Here is a 25,500-nt window from a genome sequence, read left to right on the forward strand (position 1 = left end):
AACTCTTTTCTTGTTATCAGCTCTTATTTATCCTCTTCTAAGCCTTTCGCACACACCTTATGTTATAGGCGATATCTTTATAATCAACGTTAGCCCCATTCGTGGCAGTCGTAAAGTTGTAATACCAAGCTTTGCCAATATCACTTTGTGTTGAGCTCCAGTAAAAAGTTGAAGCAAAATTTCCAAAGCCAAGTGTAGCCAAGCCTGAATAGATCGTAGCGAGCTCTTGGATTGCTGGTAAATACCAATCCGTTTCAAATGAACCTGGATAGCTCTCACAGAATGCAGCCGCTGGTGCTGTTGGATCTGCGGCAAGAATTAATACCTGGTTAGATGCGCCATCTGTTTTTGATGTGGCTAGAGTATCTAGATACCCCCCCCAGGCAAGCGGGCTAGCAGATGAATCATTAAGATCAACTACACTAACTCCGTTACTAAGATCGTAAATAAGCCCGCCACCTGATTGGAAGGCAACATTGGCGGTCAGAATATTTGTGTTATCTGCACTAATTGTCACCGCACCAGCAAGATTTGGTGTTGATGAGGTGAGGTTAATAGTACAAGTAGGCGTTGGTGAAGAGCCAACAGCCAAGCTAGAACACTCCGAAGAGTATGTTGCTGTAACACCCGTCCAGGTAGAAGGTAGTGTGGCAGTAATGTTGTCCGTTGTAGGCGAGGGGGTAGTAGTAGAGCTATTTACGATTTGCAAGGTTAAGGTGCCGCCACCTGATGAATCCACATCAATAGTACCAGTGGTAGTAGGTGACGAGGAACCTGAAAAACCTATTAGCGCAGTACTTTGACCACCTGAAACGGCTGTAAAGCTAGTGGGATTAGTTGCTGTAACACCAGCACTCGTTAGCCCCTGGAGTGTAATTACCTGGGTTTCAACTAAAGGCCCACCAATGAATTCAATAGTACAGCTACCAGTGCTAGGGCCGCTCCAGGCAATACCCGTCGCACAACCATTATTAGCAACAGTAATGGTGCTACCTGGAGGTATACCGATCATCATTCCTTGAAAGCCCCCTTTTGTTATTGACAGACCTGAAGCAGTTACTGTTACTGTTCCAGGATTACTTGCCCCAATGGTAATTGATGAAGGAGAAACGGAAATTGAGTACGGAGCAATATAAAGATTAGCAGTGGTTGTGTTAGTACCCTGAATCGGAACTTGCACAGCTGTCTGCAATCCTGTCAAGGAAAAGGAAGAATAGTTAAAATTCATCGTACAGGGTGTTGCTTGAGATATTGCAGAGCAACTAGTTGCAGAGATATTCGCCGAAGCAGGGATAGTTGCTGCTACATTTACAGCATTGCCTCCGGCAGAGGTATTCGATACGGAAGTAGACCCTATAGCATAAGGAGGGATAGGTTCGGCAGAAGCAATTACAGTCGAAGGATTCAAGCTCAACACGGCTGGACCTGCGTTGATACGCACTCCCACCCTGTTTGTATCAGTTCCATGAATAAGGACTGACTGAGAAGTTGTTGCCTGACCGGTGGCAGCCAGAATAGTGATTGTGCAGCTCGCAGGGCTAGCAGCCAAAGGACCTGAGCAAGTAGTAGCAGAAACTGACAGCGGTGGTAGGAGAGTCGCTTTCACGCCACCAGGAATTGCCACAGCAGAGGTATTCGTTACGGTTAAAACTACTGAATTCCCATTGACAAGAGACACATTTGTAGGAGAAACACTAATTGTTGGCATTACTGCTGACAATGACACGCTAGTGGTGGTTGTGTTGGAACCTGCGATAGGAATTGTTACCGGGCTTGTTGTCTGCGCTGTAGCCTTAAACTTTATCGTACAGCTGCTTGCAAAATTTGAACAAGTAGTCGATGAGAAGGTAAAGGGGGCTCCTTGCGGAATTTGCGGCTGCACATTTAAGGCATTCCCTGCGACAGGAGGCACATTATTGATAGTGATGTCTTGCTCCTGCCCAACTGCAATAGAAGCACTTGCCGGAGAAGCTGTAATCGTTGTTTGCTGAGCGGTTAAATTAATAGTTGTGGGATCAGTATTTAGCCCCTTAACTATGGCTGTCCCGTTTACCACTGGAGCATTGGTATTGGTATTGACAGTAATCGTACAAGAACTACCTGGAGGTATTATACCGCCGCAGGTACTAGCAACGACAAAGAAGGGCCCAGAAGTTATCGTGGCGGTCACATTGTCTGCAGAGGCACCATTAAGACTTGTATTTGTTACGATTATTTGCCCGCTAGTTGAGCCTGGTAATCCACCATTTCCTACAATAAAAGTCGGTGGCGCAGTAACTGCGATAGTTGGCTTTACAGCTTCCATCGACACCGTAATCGCATTGGTATTTGTCCCTTGAATTGTCGATTGGGCGGTACCTACAACTGCTGAGTTATAGATTACCTGACAGCTTTGATTTGGCAGCAAGTTCGCAGGGCATTGTGACGAGACTGTAAAGTTAGGATTCGTTGGGAGAGAACCTGTTATATTTTGCGCCGTGAAATTTTGGCTAGTATTAGTAACCGTCACTGCACCACCGGCAATTATACTAAATAACAGCTCACTAGGAGGTGAAGGATTCGCAGCTATAGTAGCTGGCTGAGACGGGCCTAAATTGAACTGTAATCCTTGACTCGGATCAGTTTGCGAACAAAGGAAGGGATCAGGGCGATTATCACCTGGTCCCATAGTTTTACAAACAACTATGTTTGAATGCACACCGCCATAAGTTGCTGTAGCAACAATTTGCAGTATAAGCATGCAGGATTCATTATGTCTCAGGAAAAAGGGATATGCGCAAGCACCAGGAAAAGCAGTAATCTGATTAATCCCAGTTATAGGCGACATTGTCAGAACTCTTGGATCCTTAGTATTATTAGTAACAACATAGGCTACGTTCACTACTTCATTACCTGCTATTTGCCCCTGAGGTAATGGGGAAAGAGGAGTGATGCTAAATTTGGGCATAGCCGCATAACCCAACACCACATTAAGAGATAAAAGCAGAACACCAAGAATTCTCTGCATTAAATCTTTATTTTTCATATCCTAGATTCCCTTAATGAAAGTAATAAACCACCCTTTGGCACCTAGTTCTGTCATTAAGTTAAGGATATTTACATCCGTTCGCGCTAAGGTCTGTGCGTAAGCAGATGTCTCTAAGCGTTACTATGCAAGGCTTCGAGACGGCCTAAAGGCCTCCTCAGCCCGAACGGTTTTGAGATAGCGTCCTTAACTTAATGGCAGTACAGACTGGGATGACCTACTTACTAATGTAGTGTTACCTCTTCTAAGCAACATAACTCAGGCTTATCAGCAGCTCATGAGCCTGCAACACCCCTAAACGTATACTTTTATCGCCGACCGTTTGATCTAAAGCAGGCCCCAAGGCACTCTTGCCCCAGTCAAGAAACTCATAACCCAAACCAAGCCGCCAATTCGTTTCAAGAGCCACTTCCAAACCAACACCAAAACCATAAGAAAACTCTGTTTCGTTGTTATTTCTAAAAATTGGGTGGGGTACCTCTTCGTAGATTTTGGGATTGATAGAAAAGCCGGACGCATGGTTGTAACTTAATCCGCCGTTAGCGCTAAGGTATGGATAAAGGTCGTAAAAGCCAGTGTCATATAAAAGCTTTGCCTTAACTGCGATACGAGTATTACGCACACCGTAGGAGTAATTGTAATTATTGAATAGAGGATCGGCGTCTTCGTAAACATCTCCCTTCAACTTGGCCTGTGAAGATGCGCCTATAACGACACCAAGTTGCCCCTCGACTACGGAATTAATTGCACCACGATAACCGGCAAACAATTCACCAGTAATCAAACTGTCAGTTCCTTTTCCAGTGGTAATTAGTTTCATCGTGCGCTGAGCAGGGAGTGGTACATACGCTTTGCGAACATCAGGTTGGATGGTAAGAACCTGGCTATCACCAGGCCGAGCCCAGGCGGGGCCTAAACTTAAGGTTGCAAAAAAACCAGGACCACCAAAACCCGATTCATATCCCATTGAACCAGCAAATACATTGGTTGAGAAAAGACATGCTAAAGCAACTACCCGTAATTTTTTTATTATCATTTTACATCCAGGTATTTAATTAACTTTTTAGCGCCATCGAATGGCGTTCACCGTATTAGCGACAACCGCGCTTTAGGTTTATACCTTATTCAGAAAAACTTTTCTATGGTAATTAATAGGTTTCTATTTTCTTGCCTGCTGCATGTTCAATAAACAGGCGTTTGAGGGGTGAAAAACCATTACAAAGTCTTAATCCTAAGCCACGCAAGGCTATAACGGGTGTCAGAGGATTAGTAAATAAGGTCTTAAAGCCATCCATTAAGGCGATAATTTGCCAAACCTCATATTTCCGTTGGCGTTGGTAGGCGCTTAAGATTCGCTTCGATGTGAGTAACCGGTTTGCCTTATCAAGACAGTGCAACCAGGATGCAACATCCGCCAGACCAACATTAAGCCCCAGTCCAGCCAAAGGATGAATGGTATGAGCCGCATCACCCAGCAAAAGCCAGCGAGTGCCTACATAACGTTGAGCATGACGCATAATGAGAGGGAATCGATAACGTTTACCCAGCACCCTTGCCTCGCCAAGTTTAGCGGCAAAGGCCTTAGTTAATTCCTGATTAAAATCATCGTCAGAAAGAGTCATTAGCTCCTTTGCTCGGGTTGCCGTTGTTGACCATACAATGGAACAAAGTTTTTCATTTACCATAGGTAAGAAAGCCAAGGGGCCGTCGGGATTGAACACTTGGTAAGCCGTTTGCTGATGCCCTTTCTCAGTATTTACTAGGGCAACCAGCGCTTCTTGATGGTAAGGCCAGGAGGTCATAGGAACCTGTAATAATTCCCGGCAAGGCGAATTAGCGCCATCGGCAATCATTAATAATTGCGCCTGCCATTGATGATTATCGCTAGACAGTTTGATGCTGTCATCTGTCCACTCGAGCTTGGTCACCTTTGTCTTGTTAAATACAGTCAAGCCTGTTTTGTGCTTGTTTAAAGTATGTAAAAGGGCATCTTTGAGTACCGACTCTTCAATAATTGAGCCTAAATGATTAGCAGCTATCATCCTTGCATCAAACTTAATATCAGCCCCATTGGCCGCATCCCAGACAAACATATGTTGATAAGGTGAAATACGTTCAGGTTGCAGATGCTGCCAAACCCCTAATTGGGTTAACAAATCCTGCGAAGCTTGATTGATTGCATACACGCGTGCATCTGGGTTACTTAAATCAACGGTCATAGGGCCCGCATCAATCAGAGCAACGGAAAACCCTCGTTCAACCATTGCCAGGGCAGCAGTTAATCCGACTACACCGCCACCTATCACTGCCACATCAAATTGTTGGCTCATTTAGGCTCCTTCTGATCAAGACTGATACCGCAAACCAAGTCAGGGGTAACCCCCGCAAATCCACGGGTATAATGGGTCAAACATCGTTTGAGAACAGCAAAATTATCAACCGCGAGCAAGCCCAAGTTACGTGCCGTCGCCATCCCAGGCAAGCGGCTGGTAAACACGTCGATCAAGCCGTTGGTAAAATGAGTAATCGCCCACTCATCATGCTGCCGCATTTGCTGATAGCTATGCAACATCGCCTCACTCAGGCCGTCCTGAATAATGCATTGTGCCAAACTCGCTACATCACGCAATCCAAGATTAAACCCTTGTCCAGCAACTGGATGAAGGGTATGTGCGGCATTCCCTACGAAGACTAAAGGCCAGGCAACCTTTTGCGGCATAGTCACCTGCCTTAGAGGATAAATCACTCGCTTGCCGACGCGAATAAAGCGCCCCAGGCGATAGCCAAAAGCCTTTTGCAGACTATGCAGAAAAGAAGCCTCATCAAGGGCTTGAAGCTTTATTGCTTCTTCCGGTGACAGCGCCCAAACCAAGGAGGATCGCTGCTCAGTCATGGGCAAAAGCGCTAGGGGGCCAGAGGTAGTAAAACGCTCATAGGCAATATTGTGGTGCGAGCGCGCTAAACCAATATTAGTTACCAATGCTTGTTGCTGGTAATCTTTAATTTTTAGGGTTAATCCACTCAGTTTGCGTACTGCTGATTCAGTTCCATCAGCAGCGACAATCAGCTTAGCCTGTACCGCCAACTCGCCTTTCGGCGTATTAATCGTAGCTAGTCTTTGCTCCACATCCAGAGCACTGAGTCGCGCCGAGGCCAGGATATGACTTTTATCAACAACATGATCAATAGCCCGGTTGATATGCTGCATTTCTACCACATAGCCCAAAGGTTGCTCGAGCTTGCCTCTAATATTCGCGCCACCAAAACGGCCTTGCTCTGATACGTGAATTCTTGCTATCGCGGTCGCTTCTGAGGCTAATAAGGGCCAGAGAGAGAGCATCTGCAAAATACGGACACTAGCTGGAGACAAAGCCAGAGAACGAGCATCAAAATCAGGATTGACCTTGGCATCTAAGGGATTTGCATCGACAACTAAACATCTATAGCCCGTAGATGCCAAAGCCAATTGCAGAATAGCGCCTGTTAGGCCACCGCCGATGATTAGAATGTCTACCTGTTTATCAGCCACGCAATAATGCCTCTATTTCAGCGACCTCTACCGGCAAACCAGCGGTCAAATTTTCATGGCCATCTTGGGTCACCAGAATATCATCTTCAATACGAACACCAATATTCCACCAACGAGTCTCTACCCCTTCAATACCTGCGCTAATATACAAGCCTGGCTCAACCGTCAATACCATCCCGGCTTCCAGCGGTCGCCACTCACCGTTAATTTTATAACGGCCGGCATCGTGCACGTCTAAACCAAGCCAATGCCCAGAATTATGCATATAAAATGGCTTATAGGCTTCTGCTGCAATGAGCTCCGTAACGTTCCCCTGCAACAATCCTAGCTCACAGAGACCTGCTGTTAAAATGTGCACTATTGTTTTTTGTACTTCATTCCACGCTAATCCGGGTTTGATAAGAGCAATTCCTGCCTTTTGTGACTTTAGCACCAGCTCATAAATAGCGCGCTGCTCCTCACTAAAGCGGCCACTCACAGGAAAAGTCCTTGTGATATCAGCGGCGTAATTTTCATACTCGCCACCAGCATCGATTAACAGAAGATCGCCCTTTTTCAGCGGCTGATTATTCGCTGTATAATGCAGGACACAGGCATTTTCCCCGCCGCCAACGATTGGATCGTAGGCTACTGCACGACAGCCACCATAGGTAAATTCATAAAGCAACTCGGCCTCTAGCTGACATTCATTTTCTGATTTAGAGCAAGCCCGCATAGCCCGTTTATGAGCAGCAACAGAAATCTGCGCCGCGCGCCGCATCAAGCGGATCTCTGCTTCAGATTTAAACAGTCGCATCTCACTGAGGAGAGGCTCAAGATCACAGAGAGCTTCTGGCGCTTTAAGGCCTCGTCTGACCTGTTTTTTGACCTGCTCTAATGCGTCCATTATTTCTTTCTCAACCTCAGGGTGTCGGCCGAATAAATAGTAAATTGCTGTTTTTCCACTCATCAATTCAGGTAAGCGGGAGGATAAACTCTCAATGGGATAGGCCTCATCAACACCAAGAACCTGGCCTGCCTCTTCCTGACCTAAACGCCTGCCAGTCCATTGCTCTTCTGCGGGATTGCGCGGACGATTGAATAAATAACTACGCTCTGGTTTACCCGTCACAATCACTAATAGTGCTTCAGGCTCACTAAAACCCGTTAAATAGTGAAAATCACTGTCTTGGCGAAAGCGATAATGCGCATCACCGTTACGTAATAATTCGTTTGCAGCAGCAATAACTGCAATTGAATCTGCAGGCAAACTCGCCGCTAACTTTTGTCGTCTCACCCGATACTCTTGCTGACTAATCATCGAAATATCCTATCCAATTAGAATCGATCAACCGCTCTTAGTGTTTTGTCTTGACCGAACCATGTTCACCATCGCTGGCAACCAAATCACCGTACAACCGTAACACTGCCATACGAGCATATTCACTAACTTCCATCAAGGCTTTTTCATCCTCTTCGTCAACTTGCAAGGTCTCATATTCTAACTGAGCAAACTCAAGTAAATGCTGCAAAGCTTCTTGAGACTCCTCTTCCTGAAGTTGCTCATAGCTAATACCAGAAATAGTCATCCCTTGGGTAAAGCCCTCACACCACTCGCTAAAGGCTTGTGCGCGATCGATTAAAGGCTCGTGCTCTGCAGGCAACATGAGTTGAAATTCAAAATCAAAGTTCACCAGTTGATGTTGCGAAATATTATAAACTTCAAAAATAGCCCGGATAGCCGCACGACTAGATTCATCTTTCCTATTTACAGCCAAAGCCCGCAAGTAAGACTCACCCTCAATAGCCGCACCCGCGCATAAATAACCACAGATTATCCCATGCAGCTCGCTAGCTGAGATGGGTAAGTCCAATACCGCAATCACATCGATGAAGGTTTGATAGGCGGGTAAATGGATAGGATGATTTTCAGCGGACATAATAAACTCATTAAAACAAATTACTTATAATAACCGATTTGCTCGAGCATTCCAAAGTTGCTACTATTTAATAATAGCATCACATATCAGAGGCCTAATAAAATGACAACCTCAAAACCATGCTCTATAAAGTTGCTGAATAAAACCTATGAAATCAAATGCCCTGATACTGAGATAGCTAATCTCCAGCAAGCGGCAGAAAAATTGAATGAACAACTTTTACAAAGCAAAAAAAAGTTTAAGCAACTTGATGAATTTCAAGCATTACTTCTGGCTGCGCTTAATGTCAGCCATGAACTGATAACCTGCCAACAGCAACAAGAGCAACAACGCCAACAGGTTACCCGATTTATTAATTCTCTTGAAAACAAGATTCATCAGGTGGTGCATGGCAATATCGATCAGGATCCACAAACTGATTAACGTCATTGCGAAGTGCATGACTCTCATTGCTCTTGCTCTGATCAGACCATAGCCTGGATGCAGCGAAGCGAAATTCGGGCTACATTCTATCCATGCAACATGCCTTGCGAGCAGCTCTCCCAACGAAAAAAATGTGTAAAGCCCAAATTATGTTATTTACCTTAGTTGGCAGAATGATATACTGCAATTAACCCGGCAGTGAGTGATTAGTGAACCAATACTCACATCCAGGGGAGTGTCCTGAGGTTGGTGTTGAGCAAGCCCACTATGAGTGGGAAGCCTGAACCAACACATCTGCTCCCCACTTGAACTCAAGGGTTCAACATCTATACTGTCGGGCTATCTATTAGACATCGTTTTTTCATAAGTATTCAACTCATCCAAACGCCCTTGATGCAAAGCCCAATCTTCAAAGAGAGTTAATTTGGCAGGAACACCGGTCAATATCTCATCTCGCTTTTTGTCTGCAGCATCGCATTTTGTTTTTCTCGAGAATGACAGAAAGCTATGTTTACTTCGCTTATCCTCATCCCGACCCTTGGAATACTTACCTAGGCAAAAGGCATGAAGAAGCGAGTTTCCTAATCTTATTTCTTCTTCAGTCATCGAGATCATCACTTTGGACATCTCTGCCTTTGCCGTGGAAGAAAAATCCAAGGCAGCGGTGTAGGACTGATCTTTTTGCATTGCAAACTTTGTTTCAAGAAATTGTATTGACGAATTTAGAATAAGGTTAGGACTAGCGTCCTGCTGACATCGGCAATTTTGGATAAAACCATAAAGCCAATTATCCTCGGTAATCGCCCCGATAAATTGTACCCTGGAAGAGGGAACAAGAGCACTAGCAGCAGATAAGACTTCTAGCTCTCTAAAGCTTTTTATATCAAATACATTCTTATGCTCAAGAAAGAAATTTTGAAAGTCCAAAGGATTATTTATTATAGATTTTACTATAGCTGTTTCAGACCGCCGTTCCTCATCGGTTGTTAATGCTCTGTAGTGAATAAGATAGGGCAATAATTCTAATTGCTCAGCCGTACAGTAGTGATGGATTAGATAAAAAGCTGTACCGAGTAAAGCATAAATCGCCTTAAATTTTCCAATCTCATATCTTGATTGAAATTGCTGCTTTCGTTGCTGCAAATGCTTTAAGGGATAATTGTCGGTAGAACCTTTGTCTGCGTAGCCCATCATCCTGCTTGAACGAACCACAACCGCCAGCAAGTTGCTTAAATCGAGCAATGCAGGCCCTGCATGACCATATCGCTCCTCTAGCATGCGATACATCATAGGATGATGAAAATCTTCTGCCAGCGCGCCTGTCATTCTAATTGTTCCCCCAGGTGGCGTCTGCCCAGGCCCCAGAGCCGCGGTTAAACGCTTATATTCCTGGGCCAGATTCTTTTGAAATGCTAGCCAGGGCTCAACTTCTTTACTATTCAACCATTGCTCATAAGGTAAATTTACAGTTACCCAAGACCAGAAATTTTTTAAAATATTACTCACAGGGACTATTAATTCAGCTGTGACCTCTTGCTCTTCGCCCATTTCGCCCAGTAAACCATGCAAGCTTGAGGCTAACCCGTTTACATCTACAGAATTTTTTACCAAATCATTATTAGCAATCAATTCAACAAAAAGCCTTTTTAGGTCGCTAACTTTCATCTTATCCTCCATGAGTGATTAAACCTTGCTCTAAATTAGCATGAGGCGACATGGAGTTCAATTTTTGATCGCATGGTTGTTTTCTTGAGGTTTTTGAGGCTGTTTAACCCATTTTGAGCTGTTCTTTAAGTGCTAAAAACTCATCCCGAACTTTTGCCGCCAGTTCAAACTCCATATTTTTGGCATGTTCGTACATTTGCTTTTCTAGGATTTTTATCTGCTTGGTCAACTGCTCGGTCGATAGGAGTTGATAACTAGCCTTAGGTTCTGCCACCTTTGATTTGCGTCTCGTACTATAGGCGCCTTCCATAATATCAGTGATTGATTTCTTGATCCCTTTCGGTGTAATGCCATGTTTCTTATTAAAATCAAGCTGTTTATTGCGGCGACGCTCTGTTTCCTCCAAAGCACGTTGCATGGAGCCTGTTATTCTATCAGCGTATAAAATTGCCCGCCCATTGACGTTTCGTGCAGCTCTTCCTATCGTCTGAATTAAAGAACGATCAGAGCGTAAAAAGCCTTCTTTGTCGGCGTCAAGAATAGCAACCAAGGCAACCTCCGGCATATCCAATCCTTCACGCAGCAAGTTAATACCAACCAAGACATCAAACTCACCTAAACGCAGATCACGGATAATTTCCACTCGTTCAACAGTATCAATATCCGCATGCAAATAACGTACGCGCACGCCATGCTCACGCAAATAATCGGTCAAATCCTCAGCCATTCTCTTGGTAAGGGTTGTAATCAGGACACGCTCACCCTGAGCAACAACCAAGTGAATTTCAGAGAGTAAATCATCAACCTGGTTTTTGACTGGTCTTATAGTAACTTGCGGATCAATAAGACCAGTTGGACGAACAACCTGCTCCGCTACATTATCTGCCTGTTCTAATTCGTAGGGACCAGGGGTTGCTGAAACATAAATCGTCTGAGGCGAGCGTTCATTAAACTCTTCAAAACGAAGCGGGCGGTTATCCAAAGCCGAAGGCAGGCGAAAACCATAATTCACCAGGGTCTCTTTGCGAGCCCGATCCCCTCGATACATACCTCCGATTTGCGGCACGGTCACATGTGATTCGTCGATAATTAGCAAGGCTTCTGGAGGTAAATAATCAAACAAGGTTGGCGGCGGCTCCCCCGCATTTCGCCCCGATAAATAACGTGAATAATTCTCAATCCCCGAGCAATATCCCAGTTCAAGCATCATCTCAATATCAAAACTGGTTCGTTGCTGCAATCTTTGCACTTCTAAAAGCTTGTTTTGTTCGGTAAATTCTGCAAGTCGTTCCCTAAGCTCTTCTTTGGCAAGATCAATGGTCTGTAATATTCGTTCACGCGGCGTGACATAATGTGTCTTGGGGAAAATGGTGACCCGTGGTAAGCGCTGTATAACCTCACCAGTTAACGGATCAAAACGGGAAATATTCTCAACCTCATCATCAAAAAGCTCAATCCGAATAGCCTCTTTTTCAGAGTCAGCAGGAAAGATATCAATCACATCGCCATGAACACGAAATTGGCCTCTTTCCAGTGATTGTTGGCTGCGTATGTATTGCATTTCAGCAAGGCGCCTTAAAATTTTGCGTTGATCAGATTGTTCTCCTCTGGATAGATGTAATAACATACGCAGGTATGAATCGGGATCACCCAAACCATAAATAGCCGAGACGGTTGCGACAATAATAGCATCCCGACGTTCAATCAGCGCTTTGGTAGCTGATAAGCGCATCTGCTCTATGTGCTCATTAATGGAAGCGTCTTTTTCTATGAAGGTATCCGAGGCTGGAACATAGGCCTCTGGTTGGTAATAATCATAGTAAGATACGAAATACTCCACGGCATTGTCAGGAAAATAGGTCTTGAATTCGCCATATAGCTGAGCAGCCAGAGTTTTGTTAGGCGCCATAACCAGCGTTGGACGTTTCATTGCCTGAATGACATGCGCAATGGTATAGGTTTTACCTGAACCTGTTACCCCTAAGAGTATTTGGCGTGCTAAACCAGATTCTAGGCCATCGATCAATGAGCTTATTGCGGTTGGCTGATCGCCGGCAGGCTGATAATTTGAGTAAATTTTGAATATATCTTTCATAATATAAACTATAACCGATCAACAGAGTGTTTCAAACATTCAATGGTCAGAAACATAGCACGGGAGTAAAAAAATGGATATCGCACTGGCAGCGCGGATACAACAAGTAAAGCCATCACCTACACTTGCTGTAGCAGCAAAAGCCGCAAAAATGAAGGCAGAAGGTCTAGACATTATCGGTCTTGGCACTGGAGAGCCTGATTTCGATACACCAGCACACATTAAACAAGCAGCTATCGCAGCAATTGACGCAGGTTTTACTAAATATACTGCTGTCGATGGTATCGCTGAGCTTAAACAGGCCATTAAAGATAAATTCAAACGAGACAATAACCTCGATTATCAATTGAACCAAATTCTGGTATCGGTTGGTGGCAAACAAAGCTTTTATAACTTATGCCAAGCCTTTATCAATGAAGGCGATGAGGTCCTGATTCCAGCCCCTTATTGGGTTTCTTACCCTGACATGGTTTTATTAGCAGGCGGAACTCCCGTAATTATGCCTTCGACACCGGCTGATCATTACAAAATTTCACCAGCACAGCTTGCTAAAGCAATTACCCCCAAAACAAAACTGGTCGTATTAAATAGCCCATCGAACCCCTCCGGTGTAGCCTATAGCCTTGACGAACTCAGAGCGCTTGGCGAAGTGTTAGAACAGCATCCGCATGTATTTATTGCAACAGATGATATGTATGAACACATTATCTGGACTATGCCCTTCGCAAACATTTTAAATGCTTGCCCCAGTTTGTACTCACGGACAATCGTACTCAATGGCGTATCCAAAGCCTATGCAATGACCGGTTGGCGCATCGGCTATGCAGCCGGCCCTGCACCACTAATTGAAGCGATGAAAACTGTACAGTCGCAATCAACATCCAACCCTTGCTCTATCGCACAAAAAGCAGCTGTAGCAGCATTAAATGGCGGTAGCGAGTCTGTAGAACATATGGTTGAAGCCTTCCATAAACGTCATGATTTTGTTGTTGAACGCTTATATGAAATCCCCGGCGTTGAAGTTATTCCAGCCGATGGAACTTTCTATATATTCCCAAACGTGCAACCCATCATCGAAAAACGCGGCTTCGCCAACGACGTACAATTTTCCGAAGCACTCTTACAAGAAGTAGGCGTCGCCCTGGTACCAGGCTCCGCCTTCGGAAACGAAGGTTGCATCCGCCTATCTTTCGCAACCAGCATGGAAATCTTGCAAGACGCATTAGCTCGCTTACAACGTTTCTGTAAATAAAAATCAAGAAATAAAGGAAAAAAATTCTGTAAAATCCTCTTGACCTCCCCGCGGAATCCATTTAAGATTCCGCCTCATTCCCCGGTAGCTCAGTCGGTAGAGCGGATGACTGTTAATCATTAGGTCACAAGTTCGAGTCTTGTCCGGGGAGCCACTCCCAGTCTGGGTTTTGGCGGAAATCAAATCAAATCTTAAATTTTCGTGTCGAATATGTGTCGAAGTTTGAACGCCTCTTTCTCATAGTTTCCTAAATATCCAAATGTTTATACGTAACATAGAATTGTCAAATTTTCATGTAGACAACTTATTCGGTATAGTCCTTTATGTTTAGGTGTTTATTTTCTTTATAAGCAATGATCCATTGATGTCTGTTTAATTTACCATTACTAATTATTTGTATTATCACTTTTGCCCATCCTTCTTGATAAACATAGTCATTATGTACTTCATCAAAATTACAAAATTCTGTATTCGTATCAAATGGGTCTTCTTTATCAGAAGTAAGGGGACGGATTTTAAAAATTGAATAAAAACATCTATGGTCATAATCAGAAAACTTTATTTCACATCCTTTCTCAACAAGCTCACGAATTTTCTTAGGTTTCATCCCCCCATAATTAATAACTGGTTTTTGAATAACTTTATCTTTGATAATAGTAATAAGCTTTTCATAATTTCCTCTATCTTCAACGCTTAATGAAGACCAATTGACAAATTTAATAGCTAAATCATTTCGTTCAGTATTCGAAATTTTAGGAATTTGAATAAGCTTAATGCTATAAAAATTAGAATTAAAAATATCCTGAGATAAGGAGCTACGATAGTTTTCTATAAATCTTTTTAGATCTTTTAAATCAGCTGACAATGCTCTTTTATTTGCAATTTCCTGAGTGTTATTTCGTAATACAGAAAACTGTAATGAAAATGCTAAGGTTTCATTTATACAATACTCATATCCAAACCATTCAATTAATTGGGACTCAAAATTGTAAAGCAATGCCTGACACTCACCGAATAGCATCGTATCAAATTCAATTTTTTCAACATGCCTGTGCTCAACTTTATTTCTAAGTAAAATAAAAAAATTTAAATTAGCTTTAACAGCTTCAGATAAATTACCGTACTCTTTTATACAATTACTTAAATCCCAAGCCATTCTTTCATTATCTTTTTTAAGATAGCGATTAGACTTTTTATCTCTATAGTAATACTTATCCCCAATACTTTGGTAGAAATAACAATGAAATAATCGTGTCCAAGCAATAATCATTAAAGATATAAATGCCTCCGTTCGGAATGTTGCCCTTGGCTTGTTATAGATTTCCACAGCTAATAAAGCTGAATCTATAGAAGAAGCTAATATTGATTTTGCTCTCCCTTTTTTCATATCAAACTTAACATTTATTCATGTTATTTTTTATTATAGACAACGCATAAAGAACAACCCTTATGCTCTACAATTGATTAATATCTGAGAGACTTAATAATTAGGAGGAATTATGGCTATTGAACACAGCATAGAATATCAAGAAAGAGAAGCGGCAAAAGAAATACTCCCAGAACTGAACGAACATTTAGATTACAGTACTAAAATCTATAATTCCTGCTTTAGTATTCAGCGCTTTTTAGATGGAAAAACTATTAACGATGTTGGTCAGTTACTACGTAGTCAAATGATGATTTTAATGAGAATTACTGATTTTTTAAGATGCATTCAACATATAGTTATACTTGGTTATCCAGAACAAGCATGTACATTAGCAGCTTCAATTTTTGAGTTATCTCATACCGCTGTATACTTCTCATATGACAATGCTGCGATGCTAAAATGGCTGGCTAGTTCTGATGGCGAAAAGAATATGCCAAAGCTCATTGGAATAGATACGTATAAAAAACTAGTAGAACATAATTGCCAAAAAGTAGGAGTACCATCAGAGCCTGAAGTTTCAGTCTACAGACAATTATGCTGGATGAAACACTCTCACCCAATTATGCAAGATATTCAGATAAACAATGATAAAGCAAAGTTTCTTATAGGACCTTTTACAGATGAGAGATCAATTAGTCATGCATGGTTTGCTATTGAACAAAGTGGTAGATTAACTGAAATGCTAATATCACACATTGTATTTCCTAAGGGATTATTATCCGATTCAGACTTAAACGTGAAAAGGCAAATGCTACTCGATCTTACAAATATGAGAGATAGGCTAAACAAAAAAGCTCAAGCGAGATTTAATATTTTAGCCCCGGAGTAAACATATTTCCTGCGTCGCGGCAACTCAAAAGGGTCTTGCCTTTTGCTTTTCACTAACTTAAAGCAATAGGCAAGACTTGACCCTAATTTGTTACAAGCAATAGATTATGATTAAAAATATACCTATATTGGATTGAATAATATTGAAAGGAAATCTATATGAATACAAAAGTTCAATTTAAATGCGCGCTCTGCCCTGAAATTGCAACAACTAGAGAGCATTTAATTAAAAAAACAATTGTTGATGAATTGATGTTTGATAAGCCTATATCTAAGAGACCCTTAAAAATATTAAGGCCCCGATCATGTAAAATTGTCCAGGGCTCCAAATCTGATGCAATAAAATATCCTCCAAATCTTTGTCAATCATGCAATGGGCATAGAAGCCAACCTTTTGATAGGGCGTATCACCTTTTTATGAACTACGTAATTAGTAATGAGAAAAATATTTTTTCCTCGAATAGAATCAATCTGAATGTAATTAAAGGGCTAAATAAAGAACATTTATTTAAATATTTCATAAAATCTTTTTGTTGCATGATTGATAGTACTCAACACACTAAAGAAAAAACTTTATTTTCACCGTTAGAACTTGTCAATGCATTCCATGGAGGTTCCTATGGGAAAAATCTATTAATTCAATTTATTTCTCGTGGCTCTCTAAAAGAACATCCCATGAGAAAATATATTCTGGTCAGTAATCCTATTTATACTCAATTGCCAGGGAATTCGTTTTCTTTCATGTATAGTGAATCTTTTGGTTGGTTTCAAATCCGTTATATTTATCATAAGTTTCATAATAAAGCTGAAATAAGAGCCTGCTTACCATTTTTTCCTAATTACTGGGTTGGAAAAAGTAAAGAAATTTTAGTAAATACAATCTAAAAATTTACGACAAAATAATAAAAAAAATATGCAAATTATCTATGATCCGAATATCTCTTCAAATTATTACTTTCTAATTGAAAAATTATTAATTCAGGTGGTGCGAGGGAGAGGACTTGAACCTCTCTCTGGCTTTTCCTGGCAGATTTAAAACTACAGTTAATGCAAAATCTCTTATTTAGATTGAAAGCACCCTACCTAGCCCCGCAAAAACCATGCCTCGCACCAAACACAAATTACAATGATTGAATTAATATTAAACATAAGCTTCTCCATAGACATTTTCATGAAAGGCCATGCTATCAACCCAAACAAGATTTCTACATTTTCCTGAATCTTAATCCTTATATCCAAGTCATTATGCAAAATAGCTCGATTACATTTGCATGTTTTATATATTATAGAACTAAAAATAAAACAAAGCTGTCCAATTAATAAGTTAAAGAGATATAGTTACAATTTCTAAAGAAAGATAAACACAATGCGTCACTGCAACTTCTGTGCAGTGACGCAGGAATTCCCTCACGCTACAACCCAATAAAATCAAGCTCTAAACACTTCTCTGTCCTAACGCGCTACTCGCGATCGGATAAAATAATGTCCTAAAACCCCTTGTTCCCAGATCCCTGCTTTGCTAATTTGTAAGCGAAGCATTACTAATGAGCAGATGAGAACTCTGCGAAACGCTTAGGCGTCTAATGCTAAGCCTTATCATTCCCTTAACCTTAGGGCTGGACGTTCAGTTGGGAACCGTGTCAAGGAACTCTGTCATTCGGCAGAGCGTGTCGAAAGACTCTAAGTCATCATTACAATGACCATGGATTAGAGATAAAGCCACTTAGTTTTGTCGATCTTATTTAATCAATAAACAAAAGGAGAAAATCACTAAAAAACTGTTGTACCTTGGCGAGATCGTTTGCCTTATAACGATTGCTTTGCCCCCTTCTTCGAGCATTACGGCTTTGCCGGGTTTCATCCTTTGAAATGAACCGCTCGACCAACACTAAACTCAAACAGGGCAAATAACTTTAGATTAACCACTTTTTCGGGGTGGGGTAATGACAGCAAATTCTTTAAGAAAACAAGCTACTCTTCTTATGAAGACTAATAAAGATGGAAGCTATAAGGAAAGGCAACGCAGAGCTTTTGTCCTTAACAAAATGCTGGATGGGCTCTATACCATCAAACAAACTCCTGCTTCATGGCAGGAGTTGAATACTCAGCAAATTCATTCCCTAGTCAGCAGCTGGAAAGCACAAAGAGTGAAGCCTGCAACTATCATGCGTTATATGACCATCATCCGCAAAGTTCTTGCAGACCTTGGCTGTCATGTTCGCTATATCGACAACAAGAGTCTGCTATTATCTCGCTCCAAACCACGGAAGAAGCGTATCAAAATATCGGCTGATTCCTGGCAATCTCTGACTAATCCTGCCGTGCGTCTTATCATGGCTTTGCAAACTCATTTTGGTCTTACATTTCAAGAAGCCATTCATTTTAAAACTTCTACGCAGCTCCAGAATAATCAATTAATGATTTCTGATCGCACTATTCCAGTGCTTACCAAAGAGCAACGTGCCATTTTGAATGAATTTAACCTATTGGTAGATGAGGATAAGAGTCTTATTAAAAATATGGCCAGCAATATATAAGAATCTATTGGCATGGTGATTTAAAACGCCATAAGCTACCTGGTAATAGAAGCTGGCGGTATTGGTACGCTAAACAACGGCTTGAATTATTACGTCCAGAAATAGGGTATACCCAAGCCTGCCAGACTATTCGCCAGGAAATGGGTATAAAGTCTCGAAATACTCTGTGTTTGTACCTAAACAAATAATTTGCTGGGACACTTGGGACATCTTGGACACCTTGTAAATAAGGGGCTTTCTGTGTCCCAACTTGTCCCAAGCAGTTTTAAAAATTGGGACAGCTCTAGCCCTTGATTTTACTGCTGTCCCAAGTTGTCCCAGATGTCCCAGATGTCCCACGATTTTATTCATCATCTCAATTTTTATGGGTAAATACATAAGCTCTAGGGGTACTAACACCCGGTATCCTTGGCTTCTGGCTTGGGTTTACCATCACAATTCGCGCTAGCACAATAAATCACTCACACCTTAATCAAAAACCTTATGCGATATTAATAAAGTCTTGCTTAGCTAGAAAACGATTTATTTTCAACATAATTAATTGTTAAATAATATTCTTTTTCAATATTATGGTATTTTTTATCAAATAAAAGGAGCTTCAATGAAAGGGTATTTTCTCGCATCTTTACTAGTTTTCTCCACAACTTGCTTTTCTCATACATATTCTAATCCCACTCATATGGAGCAATTTAAAAAAACCGGGGTTTGTGAAAATTGTGATTTAAGCGGTATAAATTGGCTTAGTACTAATAAGGAAGGAGCTATTATTCTCAGCAATAGTAATTTAATTCGCTCGTCATTAGATTTATTAGGTAGTTTTAATCGGCAGTATTCCAATTTTAGCAACATAGTTGGTCTACGTTTGTCGATGAGCTACGGAGATTTTTCTTATAGTAACTTCGCTAATGCGGACTTAAGGAATGCACATTTAATCAATAATAATTTCACATCTGCCGATTTTACAAGTGCAAATTTAACGGGTGTAAACTTCTCAGGGACAAATCTGTACAAAGCAAAAATATCTCAAGAGCAGCTAAACTCTGTTAGTGAGCTTTGCAATGCTGTACTCCCCAATGGACAAGAGAGTGAATGTTAGCGGGCTGTTTCACAAATAGGAAAGAGCAACCGTCCAATCTCTTTAGTTTATATTTATTCTAAAAGTTCTAGTAATCCTCGAAGTTTTACAGAAAAACTAAACTTTAGTTTATATTTTTGCTAATATTTCTAGTATGACTAGAAATAATGAATCAAAAATAAACTATTTTATGGTTACTGCCCCTTCAGGGGTGGTATTAACTTCTGCTTGGCTTAAGAATCATGGAGTATCAGCAAAGCTGGCATGGTGGTATGTCCACTCTGGATTACTGGAAAAGCTAGGTACGAATGCATATAAAAAAGCCGGAACTCGCATCACTTGGGCGGGCGCTATAAATGCATTACAAAGCCAGCTAGATATCCCTATTCATGTAGGGGGTAAAACTGCATTACATTTATTAGGACTAGGACATTTTATACCCATGCAAGGAATGCAAGAAGTGATGTTATTTGCTCCTCCAAACACTAAGATACCTAAATGGCTATTAGCACTGCAATGGGATGCAAAATTTGAATTATATAAATCCTCGCTATTTAATGATGCTAATAATGAAATAGGGTTTATAGAACGCTCAATCAATGAAATAAATTTAAAGTTATCAAGTCCTGAAAGAGCAGCAATGGAATTACTTTACCTATACCCTAAACATCAATCATTCGATGAAATAGCTTATCTAATAGAAAACTTAGGCCAATTAAGGCCAAAGCTAGTTCAAACACTCTTGCAAAATTGTAATTCAATCAAAGTAAAAAGACTTTTTTTACACTTAAGTGAGCAATTTAATCATTCATGGCTTTCCAGCCTAGACATAACAAAAATTGATTTAGGAAAAGGCAAGCGAGAGTTAGGTGATGGAGGCAAGTACTATTCTAAATATAAGCTATCTCTACCTGAAATAAAGGAATCATAAATTGAGTTTTGAAGAAGTTTATAAAAATCAGGTAGCGCTATTGCTTGAGGTATTACCAGTAGTTAGTCACTTTAAATGTTTTGCTTTAAAAGGTGGTACAGCAATCAATTTATTCATTCGAGATATGCCGCGTTTAAGCGTTGATATAGATCTAACTTATTTACCGATTGAAAGTAGAGATATTTTTCTTGTAAATATTAAAACTGAGCTGATAAAAATGAAACAGTTCATAGAGAACCAGGGCTTAGTGGCCAAAGAAGTAATCACAAAAAAAGGAACTCTAGCAAAACTGCAAGTTTTTGCCAAAAATGCCATGATTAAAATTGAGCCTAATTTTGTGCTTAGAGGCTCTGTTTTTGCTTGTGAAGAACAGGAATTATGCGAAAAAGCGCAGGATCAATTTTTAAAGTTCATGCGTATCAATACCTTATCTATTGCTGATCTATATGGAGGCAAAATCTGTGCTGCATTAGATAGATATCATCCTCGAGATTTGTTTGATTTAAAGCTTTTATTGGACAACCAAGGCTTAACTGAACAAATCAGACAAGCATTTATTGTATATCTTGCTAGCGGTTCTAGACCCATGCATGAACTTCTTGATCCTAAAATCAGTGAAGTATCAAAACAGGAGTTTGAAAAAACATTTAAAAATGAGTTCTTAGGGATGACCGATACTCCCATTTCTCACGAAGAATTAAGCAACATTAGATCGAATTTACCAAGTTTACTGCTAACTTCTTTTACAGATAGTGAAAGAAAATTTTTACTTACATTGAAATCGGGCAGTCCAGATTGGTCGCTACTTCCCGTTAAAGGGATTGAAACTCTTCCAGGAATTCAGTGGAAGCTAAAAAATATTAATAAAATCCCTGATGATAAAAAGAAAGAACAGCTTAATAAGTTAAAACATATTTTAGATATGTAAAGATGGTTTGTCTTCGATGACCATTAAGTCTAAATTTATTGGGTGTCTGTTGTAAGTAAGCAGAATTATCAAACATCCTTGAATTACCAATGTAGTAATTGGGGCACAACCTGTGCCCTAATTTTGAATTCGGGATAAGCTCCCCTGCTATATCCCGTGCTTTATATTTTAAAAATTCACTAATCTCCTTTTGTCGACTCATTTAATTCAGCTTCAATTTCCTCAACTATCGGTAAACTGCCCTTCAAGTCAGTCGGAATTGATTTAGATAAGGTATATTCTGAAACACCTATGGGAGCACTAATGTTTCGCAGCGCATATTCTGCAATGACTTTATTTTTCGATTTGCATAGCAAGATTCCAATCGTTTGGTTATCTCCAGGCTTTCGAAATTGATCATCAACAGCGGCAAGATAAAATCCCAATTGCCATGTATGTTCCGGTTTAAATTTTGTATTTTTCAATTCGATGACTACAAATGCTCGCAATTCGAGGTGGTAAAACAATAGATCAACAAAAAACTCTTGCTCATCAAAGGTTAGGGGGACTTGAGAACCCACAAAGGCGAAACCTTGGCCGAGCTCAATGAGAAAATCACGGATATGGGTAATTAGTGCATTTTCAATAGATCGTTCATGGGCTTTGCCTTGAATAGTCAAAAAATCAAAGTTATAGGGATCTTTTAATATTTCATTGGCTAATTCAGATTGTGCTTCGGGTAAGTACTTATGGAAATTGGATGTTTTTTTACCATCCATAGCTTGACGTTCATACAACTCGCTCTCAACTTGCATCTCTAAAACAGCCCGCGACCAGCCATTCTTAATGGTTTGAACTGCATACCATTCGCGCGCGTTCTCATCTTTAACCATCTGAATCAGCCGTACAATATGCCCCCATGGCAATTGCGGCACAGCTTGTGCCGTAATTGAAAAGCTAGGATATAAGGTTGCAAATTTCTTCATCCGTTGAAGATTACTAACAGAAAATCCCTGCATTTCAGGAAATGCTTCGCGCATGTCATGCGAAAACTGCTCTAAAAACCCAGTACCCCATTGATGGCTTTTTTGCTTCTCATTAAGCTAAGTACCAAGCCCCCAATAGAATTGAATTAATTCACTATTGGCGGCAAGAGCTGCACGGATTTGAGCCGTCTGTAACCTTGTTTTGATATCAGTGAGGAAATGCCTGTAATCTTGGTTTAAACGTAATACGTCATCTTGAACTTTAACTTCTTTACTCATGAACTGCTCCTTGTGGTTGGATTGTTATTAGTGTTGCGGACGGTTGGACACCCATACACTTCAAAAAATAATCGGTAATCTGCTGCATCGGTTTTCTTAGCCGCTCAACATCGGTCACGATATATCCGGCAGTGATATCACCGTTCATTTTATGGTTCATCAAACGCTTTAACGCATAAGCTGAGATATCCAGCCCCTCGGCAATGGTAATAAAGGTTCGTCTTAAATCATGAACCGTAAAATGAATGCCTGAGAGCTTGGTTACATTGGCCATTTGCTTGCGTGGCTCAATAATATGACCTGCGGCTCCCGTGCCAGGAAAAACATAGACACTAATCCTTTTTTGGCTGCGTGATAATAGCAGCTCATAGAGATAGCTTGAAAGCGGGAGGGTATGGGATTCATGGTTCTTGGTATCAAGTACGGTTAAGGTTTTCGCGTCTAAATCAACTTGATCCCAACGTAATTTAGCGGCTTCCTGACGACGTAACCCTGTAAGGAGTATCAACAGGAGATAATCCCGAAAGACTTCATTCTGTAATTGTTGTACTCCAGCGTACCAGGGAGCTAATTCATGGGCTTTAATAAAGGTTTGGCGACGTTCGACCCGATACCAAGCACGGGTTTGTGATAAGCGTTTGACAGGATTTTCGGTAATCAATGACTTACCTTGGATATCTTCATATTGACCGGCAGCAAAATTAAAAAGTGCGCGCAGTAGACGCATGGCTCATCCCCATTTCCGGGGGCACGAATCAAGAACCTCTCCAATATCCTCAATATATGAGCCCCCGTGCTAAACTAACGTCATGAATACTTCTGAGGGTTATCGCTTTTTGCATCACAGCAACCGCTTGTTCACGAATGATTAAATACAGGAAGGGATTCATAGGATTGAGCTTCAAAATACACTTTAATGAGAGATCTAAAATGAAAAGAGAATCACACCTATTTGCCTGTCATAAATTCCTTGAAGAGCAGGGAAGTCAAATCTTGATTTGTTTGGCCAAAGTTGATTTTCGCAATACCTCAGAAATCGAAATCCTTCACAAGCAACTTGAAGATTATTTAACAACGTTGGCGAATCATGCCCGATGGGAAGAGGAATTTATTTTTAATAAATTTTTTACCAAAGACGAGGTTTCATCGCTTTTTGGGGAGCATTCGGAACTTGAGAGTTCTGGTGGAAAATTAATAGAAGCGCTTAAAGAACTTTTGAATTTATCCCCGCAATCAAGATTATACAAAGGTAAACTGTTCTATTTAGAATTTAGAAAATTCCATGCTGTTAATCTTATTCATTTCTATGATGAGGAAACAGCCTTCTTAAGCTTGTTGCAAGAAAGGGCGACCGATGCTGAAATCAGAGCTATAGACAAGCCTATTTATCAGGGCATGAGTGACAATGATATGGTGGAAATGCTTGAGCTGCTCCTACCTCCAACCAATATTTCGGAAAAGAAGAATATTCTTGATGACTTGAGAGCCTTTAATGCCAACAATTTTGAGTTGGCTCTCCCCAAAATACAAAAGATTCTTACATCAACGGAAGCGGCAGAGATTTTAAGGGTATAGCAGGAAACGCCCGCATTTCGCTCTCTAGTAAATTAAAAATTAGATACCAGGAATAAATTGATGGATAACACAAGGTTGAATCAAACCCTCTCTACTATTCAGACCTTTGAAGGCTATGAAAAACTCAAGCAACACATTGAAAATGATTTGGCTAGAGTAATTATTCATAAGCACCAATTACCTGAGGCATCATTAGCGCTATTTTCTGATGGCACAAATATCGTCTTTTCCTACGGAGAAAAAGTCATTAAGATTTTTCCACCCGTTCACCAAGACCAATTTGAAAGCGAACGATTAGTATTAAAAAGTTTAGAGGGAAAACTTTCGATAAAGACGCCAACACTCGAGCACGAAGGAGAAATATTTGGCTGGCCATATCTCATCATTAGTAAGCTCGAAGGAACAAATCTAGAAACCCTCTGGGAAACTATGCCCTACAGCAATAAAGTAGTCATTCTTCGTGAATTGGGAGCGCTTATTCGAGAGGTTCATGCTTTACCAACTGAAGGACTTGAGACAATTGATTGCTCTTGGCCACGGTTTCTTGAAAAACAAATAGCAAATTGCGTAGAACAACACCGAAGCAAAGGACTTCCTACAGCATTACTGCAACAGTTGCCCACCTACCTTAATTCAGGCAAAGAAATATTACCGGAGTTCAAAAAGGCAGTTATATTAACGGGCGAATATACCCCGATGAATTTCTTAGTAATTAACGTGGATGCTGTTTGGCATATCAATGGATTGATTGATTTTGGAGATGCCATGCTCGGTTTACCACAATATGATTTGCTAGGTCCTGGTGCTTTTCTTATCCAGGGCGACAAGCAATTACTAAGAGAATTTTTAGCAGCTTATGGCTATTTACCTCATGAGTTAACGGATAAATTGAGTCATCAGTTGACAACCTTAATGCTGCTCCACCGATATAGCAATTTGAATATTCAAGTACGAATTCCCGATTGGCAAGAGAGAGTTCAAAGTTTGAAGGATTTAGAACGCTTAGTTTGGGGACTTTGAAAGCAATCACTTTAGCAATATTGGT

The 25,500-nt window shown here is 40.8% G+C and carries 21 protein-coding genes, 1 tRNA gene, 1 other RNA gene and 2 pseudogenes; 12 read left to right on the top strand and 13 right to left on the bottom strand.

Annotation, left to right across the window (positions count from 1 at the left end; genetic code table 11):
* Positions 1-37: 37 nt before the first annotated feature.
* The 6 genes from BN1094_RS01850 to BN1094_RS01875 form a co-directional block, all read right to left on the bottom strand.
* Positions 38-3,025, bottom strand: coding sequence for an Lcl C-terminal domain-containing protein (locus BN1094_RS01850; protein WP_043872715.1), 2,988 nt, complete (start codon positions 3,023-3,025; stop codon positions 38-40).
* A 244-nt stretch (positions 3,026-3,269) separates the two neighbouring features.
* Positions 3,270-4,061 carry an outer membrane protein gene (locus BN1094_RS01855; protein WP_052403077.1) on the bottom strand — a complete coding sequence of 264 codons (792 nt, stop codon included), beginning with the start codon at positions 4,059-4,061 and terminating at the stop codon, positions 3,270-3,272.
* 112 nt (positions 4,062-4,173) lie between these two features.
* On the bottom strand, positions 4,174-5,355 hold the full coding sequence (locus tag BN1094_RS01860) for an FAD-dependent oxidoreductase (RefSeq protein ID WP_043872716.1): 1,182 nt from the start codon (positions 5,353-5,355) through the stop codon (positions 4,174-4,176).
* Entirely contained in the window at positions 5,352-6,554 is a 1,203-nt protein-coding gene (locus tag BN1094_RS01865) for an FAD-dependent monooxygenase (protein WP_043872717.1), read from the bottom strand. The genes BN1094_RS01860 and BN1094_RS01865 overlap by 4 nt, the downstream gene beginning before the upstream one ends.
* Positions 6,547-7,854 carry a Xaa-Pro aminopeptidase gene (gene pepP, locus BN1094_RS01870; RefSeq protein ID WP_043872718.1) on the bottom strand — a complete coding sequence of 436 codons (1,308 nt, stop codon included), beginning with the start codon at positions 7,852-7,854 and terminating at the stop codon, positions 6,547-6,549. Before pepP ends, BN1094_RS01865 begins: the two co-directional genes overlap by 8 nt.
* 37 nt (positions 7,855-7,891) lie before the next feature.
* Positions 7,892-8,473 carry a UPF0149 family protein gene (locus BN1094_RS01875; protein WP_043872719.1) on the bottom strand — a complete coding sequence of 194 codons (582 nt, stop codon included), beginning with the start codon at positions 8,471-8,473 and terminating at the stop codon, positions 7,892-7,894.
* A gap of 102 nt (positions 8,474-8,575) precedes the next feature.
* Here BN1094_RS01875 and BN1094_RS01880 point away from each other — a divergent pair, with 102 nt between their 5' ends.
* Positions 8,576-8,896 carry a cell division protein ZapA gene (locus BN1094_RS01880; RefSeq protein WP_043872720.1) on the top strand — a complete coding sequence of 107 codons (321 nt, stop codon included), beginning with the start codon at positions 8,576-8,578 and terminating at the stop codon, positions 8,894-8,896.
* A gap of 186 nt (positions 8,897-9,082) precedes the next feature.
* Positions 9,083-9,241, top strand: a non-coding RNA gene (gene ssrS, locus BN1094_RS19105) — 6S RNA.
* Here the strand turns inward: ssrS and BN1094_RS01885 are convergent.
* Together BN1094_RS01885 and uvrB are read right to left on the bottom strand one after the other, a co-directional pair.
* A complete protein-coding gene (locus tag BN1094_RS01885) occupies positions 9,236-10,561 on the bottom strand; it encodes a hypothetical protein (protein ID WP_043872721.1) in 1,326 nt (441 codons plus the stop codon). The genes ssrS and BN1094_RS01885 overlap by 6 nt on opposite strands.
* A 103-nt stretch (positions 10,562-10,664) precedes the next feature.
* Complete coding sequence (gene uvrB / locus BN1094_RS01890) at positions 10,665-12,656, bottom strand: excinuclease ABC subunit UvrB (RefSeq protein WP_043872722.1); 1,992 nt, start codon at positions 12,654-12,656, stop codon at positions 10,665-10,667.
* 73 nt (positions 12,657-12,729) lie between these two features.
* Here uvrB and BN1094_RS01895 point away from each other — a divergent pair, with 73 nt between their 5' ends.
* Together BN1094_RS01895 and BN1094_RS01900 are read left to right on the top strand one after the other, a co-directional pair.
* Positions 12,730-13,908: a pyridoxal phosphate-dependent aminotransferase gene (locus BN1094_RS01895; protein ID WP_043872723.1), complete on the top strand. Its 1,179-nt coding sequence runs from the start codon at positions 12,730-12,732 to the stop codon at positions 13,906-13,908.
* Positions 13,909-13,986: 78 nt separating this feature from the next.
* Positions 13,987-14,062, top strand: a tRNA-Asn gene (locus tag BN1094_RS01900).
* 150 nt (positions 14,063-14,212) lie between these two features.
* Here the strand turns inward: BN1094_RS01900 and BN1094_RS01905 are convergent.
* On the bottom strand, positions 14,213-15,295 hold the full coding sequence (locus tag BN1094_RS01905) for a DUF3644 domain-containing protein (RefSeq protein ID WP_043872724.1): 1,083 nt from the start codon (positions 15,293-15,295) through the stop codon (positions 14,213-14,215).
* A 112-nt stretch (positions 15,296-15,407) separates the two neighbouring features.
* On the opposite strand from BN1094_RS01905, the gene BN1094_RS01910 reads away from it, so the two are divergent.
* From BN1094_RS01910 to BN1094_RS01935, 6 genes are all read left to right on the top strand, one after another.
* Positions 15,408-16,166 carry a hypothetical protein gene (locus tag BN1094_RS01910; protein ID WP_043872725.1) on the top strand — a complete coding sequence of 253 codons (759 nt, stop codon included), beginning with the start codon at positions 15,408-15,410 and terminating at the stop codon, positions 16,164-16,166.
* A 158-nt stretch (positions 16,167-16,324) separates the two neighbouring features.
* A complete protein-coding gene (locus BN1094_RS01915) occupies positions 16,325-17,050 on the top strand; it encodes a hypothetical protein (RefSeq protein ID WP_043872726.1) in 726 nt (241 codons plus the stop codon).
* Positions 17,051-18,108: 1,058 nt separating this feature from the next.
* Entirely contained in the window at positions 18,109-18,702 is a 594-nt protein-coding gene (locus BN1094_RS01920; protein WP_052403078.1) for a phage integrase N-terminal domain-containing protein, read from the top strand.
* A 601-nt stretch (positions 18,703-19,303) separates the two neighbouring features.
* Positions 19,304-19,798, top strand: coding sequence for a pentapeptide repeat-containing protein (locus tag BN1094_RS01925; RefSeq protein WP_043872727.1), 495 nt, complete (start codon positions 19,304-19,306; stop codon positions 19,796-19,798).
* A 133-nt stretch (positions 19,799-19,931) separates the two neighbouring features.
* On the top strand, positions 19,932-20,708 hold the full coding sequence (locus tag BN1094_RS01930; protein WP_043872728.1) for a type IV toxin-antitoxin system AbiEi family antitoxin: 777 nt from the start codon (positions 19,932-19,934) through the stop codon (positions 20,706-20,708).
* 1 nt (position 20,709) lies between these two features.
* On the top strand, positions 20,710-21,636 hold the full coding sequence (locus BN1094_RS01935; RefSeq protein ID WP_043872729.1) for a nucleotidyl transferase AbiEii/AbiGii toxin family protein: 927 nt from the start codon (positions 20,710-20,712) through the stop codon (positions 21,634-21,636).
* 179 nt (positions 21,637-21,815) lie between these two features.
* On the opposite strand, the gene BN1094_RS01940 is transcribed toward BN1094_RS01935, so the two are convergent.
* The 4 genes and pseudogenes from BN1094_RS01940 to BN1094_RS01945 all read right to left on the bottom strand — a co-directional run.
* Complete coding sequence (locus BN1094_RS01940) at positions 21,816-22,430, bottom strand: PDDEXK nuclease domain-containing protein (protein WP_342666468.1); 615 nt, start codon at positions 22,428-22,430, stop codon at positions 21,816-21,818.
* Positions 22,413-22,700 (bottom strand): annotated as a pseudogene (locus BN1094_RS20190) (DUF1016 N-terminal domain-containing protein); the annotation flags it as partial. The pseudogene BN1094_RS20190 and the gene BN1094_RS01940, both read right to left, overlap by 18 nt.
* 18 nt (positions 22,701-22,718) lie before the next feature.
* Complete coding sequence (locus BN1094_RS20025; RefSeq protein ID WP_245614125.1) at positions 22,719-22,880, bottom strand: DUF1016 N-terminal domain-containing protein; 162 nt, start codon at positions 22,878-22,880, stop codon at positions 22,719-22,721.
* Positions 22,873-23,610 (bottom strand): annotated as a pseudogene (locus tag BN1094_RS01945) (tyrosine-type recombinase/integrase); the annotation flags it as partial. The gene BN1094_RS20025 and the pseudogene BN1094_RS01945, both read right to left, overlap by 8 nt.
* Before the next feature lie 200 nt (positions 23,611-23,810).
* Here BN1094_RS01945 and BN1094_RS01950 point away from each other — a divergent pair.
* Entirely contained in the window at positions 23,811-24,455 is a 645-nt protein-coding gene (locus BN1094_RS01950; RefSeq protein WP_043872730.1) for a hemerythrin domain-containing protein, read from the top strand.
* 60 nt (positions 24,456-24,515) lie between these two features.
* Positions 24,516-25,475, top strand: a complete 960-nt coding sequence (locus tag BN1094_RS01955; protein ID WP_043872731.1) for a phosphotransferase family protein — start codon at positions 24,516-24,518, stop codon at positions 25,473-25,475.
* The last annotated feature ends 25 nt before the right edge of the window (positions 25,476-25,500 follow it).

Source organism: Legionella massiliensis, assembly GCF_000756815.1.
GTDB classification, from domain to species: domain Bacteria; phylum Pseudomonadota; class Gammaproteobacteria; order Legionellales; family Legionellaceae; genus Tatlockia; species Tatlockia massiliensis.